Origin of the sequence: Guyparkeria sp., assembly GCF_046545975.1 — a bacterium.
Classification (GTDB): Bacteria; Pseudomonadota; Gammaproteobacteria; order Halothiobacillales; family Halothiobacillaceae; genus Guyparkeria.
Genome location: NZ_JBKGYT010000097.1, coordinates 1 through 5,881, shown reverse-complemented (window position 1 = coordinate 5,881; position 5,881 = coordinate 1). Strand labels below are relative to the sequence as shown.

General features: G+C 65.1%; 5 protein-coding genes and 1 tRNA gene. 1 reads left to right on the top strand and 5 read right to left on the bottom strand.

The features are described from left to right. Nucleotides 1-20: 20 nt before the first annotated feature. Nucleotides 21-105: transfer RNA gene (locus ACLFMY_RS08095), tRNA-Leu, on the top strand. A gap of 195 nt (nucleotides 106-300) precedes the next feature. On the opposite strand, the gene ACLFMY_RS08090 is transcribed toward ACLFMY_RS08095, so the two are convergent. The 5 genes from ACLFMY_RS08090 to ACLFMY_RS08070 form a co-directional block, all read right to left on the bottom strand. Beyond that, nucleotides 301-2,619 (bottom strand): FimV family protein, encoded by a 2,319-nt coding sequence (locus ACLFMY_RS08090; protein WP_410764153.1) that lies wholly within the window; start codon nucleotides 2,617-2,619, stop codon nucleotides 301-303. A 103-nt stretch (nucleotides 2,620-2,722) separates the two neighbouring features. Further along, complete coding sequence (locus ACLFMY_RS08085; RefSeq protein ID WP_410764152.1) at nucleotides 2,723-3,745, bottom strand: aspartate-semialdehyde dehydrogenase; 1,023 nt, start codon at nucleotides 3,743-3,745, stop codon at nucleotides 2,723-2,725. Between the two features lie 193 nt (nucleotides 3,746-3,938). After that, nucleotides 3,939-4,994, bottom strand: a complete 1,056-nt coding sequence (gene leuB / locus ACLFMY_RS08080) for a 3-isopropylmalate dehydrogenase (RefSeq protein WP_410764155.1) — start codon at nucleotides 4,992-4,994, stop codon at nucleotides 3,939-3,941. Between the two features lie 64 nt (nucleotides 4,995-5,058). Beyond that, on the bottom strand, nucleotides 5,059-5,721 hold the full coding sequence (leuD, locus tag ACLFMY_RS08075) for a 3-isopropylmalate dehydratase small subunit (RefSeq protein WP_410764151.1): 663 nt from the start codon (nucleotides 5,719-5,721) through the stop codon (nucleotides 5,059-5,061). Between the two features lie 13 nt (nucleotides 5,722-5,734). Further along, nucleotides 5,735-5,881: aconitase family protein (locus tag ACLFMY_RS08070; RefSeq protein WP_410764154.1), on the bottom strand; the 147-nt coding region annotated here is incomplete at its 5' end.

The following is a 5,881-nucleotide window of genomic DNA, read 5'->3' as shown; positions in this document are numbered from 1 at the left end:
TTCCTAATATGCGCCGCGTTGCCCAGGTGGCGGAACTGGTAGACGCGCTAGTTTCAGGTACTAGTGGAGAGATCCGTGGAGGTTCGAGTCCTCTCCTGGGCACCAAACAGTTTGGCAGAAGGCCGGATGGTTCGACGAACCTCCGGCCTTCTTGCGTTGTGGGAGCGGAATGCCATCACCGCCGTGTCGCCCTTTCGCTCTAGCACCGGAACAGTCGGGACCATGAAACCGACTGGACCATGAAAAAGGCCCACCGTCTCTCAACGGTGGGCCTTTTGCGTGTCGACGGCCATTGCGCGCTCAGCCGTAACGCTTCTTCAATTCGTCGAGCCGCTGGAGGGCGTCGGTTGCGCCCTCCTCCTTCAGCTCCGACTCGATCATCTCGAAGCTTTCCTGGTCACCCACGTCGAGAAACGCTTCGGCGAGGCTCACGCGGGTATCCACGGTGTCCTGACCCGCGGCATCGTCCTGAGCCTCGTCGGCGCTGTCGACCACCGTGGAATCCTCCACTTCCTCCTCGGGCGCAGCCTGCAGATCCAGGTTGTCGGATTCCTGACGTTCCGACCACGTGGGCACGGCCCCGGCGTCATCGTCGCCCGCCTCGAGTTCCGACTCGGCACTTTCATCCGGTTCCGGAAGGTTGAACTCGATTTCCTCACCACCGACCTCCTCGTCGGTACTCGCCGGCTCGTCGGTGGCGGGCGTCTCCAGGGCGTAGGAATCGTCCAAGTCCATCACGTCATCCGAGTCGCCGGACTGACGAGGTTCAGGCTCCGAGTCGGGCGTCGCCAGCATGTTGTCGAGGTCGTCATCCCAGTCGATCACGCCGGCCGGTGACGTCTCCACCTCGCCCTGCTCCGCTTCGGTCTCGCCGAGGCCGCCCTGCAGGGACGAATCCGATTCCCCGATCGGGGTGACTGCATCTTCCTGGTCCAGGTCCCCGGTGGGCATCGGTTCGATCGCATCGGCGTCGGCGCTTGTCGAATCGGTATCGTCCGTGCTGAAGGATCCGGTGGCGAAGAGATCGTCTTCTTCGGCCGGCTGGGCCGCGTCATCGTTTCGCATCCTTGCCAGCGCCTCCTGGAGGCCGTCATGACCCGGATGCTCGGACAGGCTGTCCTGCAGGAGTTCGATGGCCTGCTGGTTGAGGTTGAACGACTCGAGCATACGCGCCTCGTCCAGCGCGGTCTGCGGGTCGAGCGGGTCCTGAGCGGCTGCATTGCCGGCAGTCTCGATCTCGACCTCCACACGCTCGTCGCTATCCGACCCCTCTGCCGCCGTGGTGGCGGCAGCTGCCGCACCGGCACCGATCGCCATCGCACCAGCGGCGTCGGATCGAGTTGAGTCGGCTTCGCCCCCCGAAGCCGGAGTGAAGCTGCCCTGCTGCGAGGAGGGCATGGCCGGCTCGTCGTTCCGGCGGTTGCGACGCAGCCCCAGGGCAATCAGCAGCGCGAGCACGATCAGGCCCAGTCCGCCGACAAGGAACTTGCCCCACTCGATCCAGAAGTTGCCCTTGAGCTCATCGAGCTCGGCGTTCTGCTGCTCGAGTGCCGCCTTCTCCTGCTGGGCCTGCTCGACCGCCGCCTCGAGCTCCGAGATCTTGGAATCGCGCTCGTCGATGGACAACTTGATCGAGTCGATCTGCTCGGTGAGTGACCGCAGTTCCTCGGTCAGGCTCTCGTTCTCTGCGCGAGCCGACTCGAGCTCCTCCTGGTCCAGCGCGGCCTGCTGCTCGAGTTCCGCCCGGGTCGGTCCGTCGATGGCCGGTAGCGGGTTCTCGCGAGTCAGGCCGGCATCGGAAACGGCAGCATCGCTGTCCGCGGCTTCTGTCTCGGCGGCCTCGGCGCTTTCTTCCGGGCCGATGAGCTCAAGAGCCGGAGCCTGAGCTTCGTCGGATGCCGCATCGTCGTCAGCGGTGGGTTGTCCGGACGGAACCTTGAGCTCGGCATCCGCCATCAGCGCGTTGCCGTTACCGTCGACGAAGGCGTCCGGGTTGGCGTCTATGATCGCCTGCATGATCGGACGGATATCCTCGCCGTCGGCCGCGTAGCGGCTGGCGATCCGGGAGAGCGTATCCCCTTGCTCGACCGTGTAGCTGTCGTCGAGCTCGAGGTCGCTGGCCGGCGCCACGCGCTCCCAGGTCGAACTGCCAGCCCGTTGCGCGGGTGCCCGGTCCGCCGGTGCCGACGTGGCGACGTCCTGAGCTGTCGATTCGCTGCGGGCATCCGAGGACGGCGGATCGAGCAGAAGACTGTATTCCCGAATCATCCGGCCTTCCGGCGACCGGACCTCGAGCAGGATGTTGAGGATCGGGTCGCGGACCGGACCACGGCTGCGGATAAGCACGTAATCCTGATCACCCCGCGTCTCCACGGAGAAGACGAGATTCGAAGGCAGGCTTTCCAGTGGAACACCGGCCTGTTCGTAGAAGGCCGGAGGCGCGAGCTGGACGCTGATCTCGTCCAGCGGCTCGTTGGACGAGCGCGCCAGGGGCACGCTGACCTCCAGCGGCTCCGTCAGGTTGGATTGCACCCGGGCGTCGCCCAGCGTGGCGGCCTGGCTGAGCAACGGGCTCCCCGCACCGAGGATGCCCGCTATCACCAAACTCAACTTCCGCATGTCAATGACTCCTTGCTCGTGCCGGCATGCAGGCACCCTCGGATGCTCTCGACATGGCCGGCGCCTTCCTATAGCCCCAGTTTCGAGCTGATTGTGCCACAGATCAGAGGTAATCGCGCACCAGGCACTCGGCGATCTGGACGCTGTTGAGCGCCGCACCCTTGCGGACGTTGTCGGCAACGACCCACAGGTTCAGCCCGCGATCATGCGAGATGTCCTCGCGGATGCGACCGACGTAGACCGGATCGGTACCGGCACCTTCGGTGGCCGCGGTCGGGTACCCGCCGTCACGGCGATCGTCGAGCACTTCGATGCCCGGCGCATTCTTCAGGAGTTCCCAGGCCTTCTCGGCGGTGATCTTGTCGCGGGTCTCGATGTGGATGGCTTCGGAGTGGCCATAGAACACGGGCACGCGAACGGCGGTCGGGTTCACCAGGATCGCGTCGTCCTCGAAGATCTTGCGCGTCTCCCAGACCATCTTCATCTCTTCCTTGGTGTAGCCGTTGTCCTGGAAGACATCGATCTGCGGCAACGCGTTGAACGCGATCTGCTTCGGATAGACCACCGCGTCGGCATCCTGCCCGTTGAGCAGCCGCGCGCTCTGCGTGGCCAGCTCCTCGATCGCTTCCTTGCCGGAACCCGAAACGGCCTGGTAGGTCGCCACGTTGATGCGCTCGATACCGACGGCGTCGTGGATCGGCTTCAACGCCACCAGCATCTGGATGGTGGAGCAGTTCGGATTGGCGATGATGCCGCGGTTCGTGTGGCCGGCAATGGCATGGGCGTTGACTTCCGGGACGATCAGCGGGATGTCGTCGTCGTAACGGAACTGCGAGGTGTTGTCCACGACCACGCAACCGGCTGCCGCGGCCTTCGGGGCGTACTCCTTGGAGATCGACGCGCCGGGCGAGAACAGCCCGACCTGCACCTTGGAAAAGTCGAAGGTGGCCAGGTCCTCGACCGTCAGGAAGGTGTCGCCGTAGGCCACCTTCTTCCCGGCGGAGCGCTCGGATGCCAGTGCGTAGACCTTGCCTGCCGGAAAATTCCGTTCGGCCAGGATGGAAAGCATGGTCTCACCAACGGCACCCGTGGCGCCTACGACAGCAACGTCGACCGTCTTGCTCATGAGGGTTGCTCCTTATCGTGAAAATGTTCTGTGCGGACCGCCATGCGCACGGCGGCCTCGATGTGTCGCGTTGACGCGTCGTCCGGAACAACGCGGGCTTGAACGGCGGTCTACCGCCGTCCGGCGTGTATTTGGCGTGCTCCCAAGACTAGCGCAATACCGCGGGCAGCGCACCCGCGAAACCCGGTCCGGGTCAGGCCTTGAGTGCCGCGACGACCGCTTCGCCGACTTCCTCGGTCGAGGCCTCGGTCATGCCGGGCTGCATGATGTCGGGCGTGCGCAGGCCCTGGTCGAGGACCGCGATGCAGGCGTTCTCGATCCGCTCGGCCAGATCCCCGCGCCCGAAGGAATAGCGCAGCAGCATCGCGGCCGAGAGGATGGTGGCCATCGGATTGGCCACGCCCTGCCCCGCGATGTCCGGCGCCGATCCATGGCTCGGCTCGTAGAGACCCTGACCCTTGTCATTGAGCGAGGCCGACGGCAGCATGCCGATCGATCCCGACAGCATCGAGGCCTGGTCCGAAAGGATGTCGCCGAACAGGTTCTCGGTGACGATCACGTCGAACTGCTTGGGCGCCCGCACCAGCTGCATGGCGGCGTTGTCGACGTACATGTGCGACAGCTCGACGTCCGGGTAGTCGGCCGCAAGGCGGTTCATCACCTCGCGCCACAGCTCGGAAGTCTCCAGCACGTTGGCCTTGTCGACCGAGCACAGGCGCTTGCCGCGCTTTTGCGCCGCCTCGAAGGCGACCCGGCCGATGCGCTCGATCTCGCCCTCGTTGTAATGCATGGTGTTGAAGCCCTCGCGCTGGCCGTCGACCTCGCGGATGCCGCGCGGCTGGCCGAAGTAGACCCCGCCGGTCAGCTCACGAACGATCAGGATGTCGAGGCCCGAGACCACCTCGGGCTTGAGCGAGGAGGCGTCGGCCAGTGCATCGTAGAGCAGCGCCGGGCGGAGATTGGCGAACAGCCCCATGGTCTTGCGGATGGCCAGCAGTCCGCGTTCCGGGCGCAGGGCGCGTTCGAGTGCGTCGTACTGCGGGCTGCCCACGGCGCCCAGCAGCACCGCGTCGGCTTTGGCCGACTGCTTGCGGGTGGTCTCCGGGAAGGGCTCACCCTCGGCGTCATAGGCCGCGCCACCGATCAGGCCATGCGTGAACGACAGGTCGAGGTCGCTGTCCTTGCAGACCGCCTCGAGCACGTTGACGGCCTGTTCGGTGATTTCCGGGCCGATACCGTCACCCGGCAGTACGAGAATGTTCTTCTGGCTCACGAGGTTGGGTTTCCTATCTCTTGTGTTCTGTCGTTTCCGGTCAGCCGCCGACATTGCCGCGCATGTCGTTGAACAGCCACGGCGTCTTTTCCATCTGGGCCGTTTCGTAGGCCTTGATCTTGTCCGCGTGCTGCAACGTCAGCGCGATGTCGTCGAGACCCTCGACGAGGCAGTGCTTGCGGAAGCTGTCGATCTCGAAGCGGTACGTCTTGCCGTAGGGCGCGGTGACCGTCTGGTTCGGCAGGTCGATCTCCAGCTCCAGGCCCGGCTCGTCGGCGACCGCCTTGAAGATCTCGTCGACCTCTTCCTCTTTCAGGGCAATGGGAAGCAGGCCGTTCTTGAAGCTGTTGTTGAAGAATATGTCGGCAAACGACGGGGCGATCACGGCACGGAAGCCGAAGTCGGTCAGTGCCCAGACCGCGTGCTCGCGCGAGGAGCCGCAGCCGAAGTTCTCGCGGGCGAGCAGGATGGTGGCCCGGTCGAACGGCTCCTGGTTGAGCACGAAGTCCGGGTTCTTTCGCCGCTGGCTGTGGTCCATGCCCGGCTCGCCCGGGTCGAGGTAGCGCCAGTCGTCGAAGGCGGTCGGCCCGAAGCCGGTGCGCTTGACGGACTTCAGGTACTGCTTGGGGATGATCGCGTCGGTATCGACGTTCGAGCGGTCCAGCGGCGCGACGATTCCCTTGTGGGTGGTGAATGCCTGCATTTCAGTGCCTCCCTTAGACTTTGCGAACGTCGACGAAGTGACCGGCGATGGCGGCCGCCGCGGCCATGGCCGGACTGACCAGATGCGTGCGACCGCCCTGCCCCTGCCGGCCCTCGAAGTTGCGGTTGGAGGTCGAGGCGCAGCGCTCGCCCGGCTCGAG

Excerpts from the sequence above, each read along its gene's own strand:
- ACLFMY_RS08090 (WP_410764153.1), bottom strand. The coding sequence starts at position 2,619 with ATGCGGAAGTTGAGTTTGGTGATAGCGGGCATCCTCGGTGCGGGGAGC.
- ACLFMY_RS08085 (WP_410764152.1), bottom strand. The coding sequence starts at position 3,745 with ATGAGCAAGACGGTCGACGTTGCTGTCGTAGGCGCCACGGGTGCCGTT.
- leuD (WP_410764151.1), bottom strand. The coding sequence starts at position 5,721 with ATGCAGGCATTCACCACCCACAAGGGAATCGTCGCGCCGCTGGACCGC.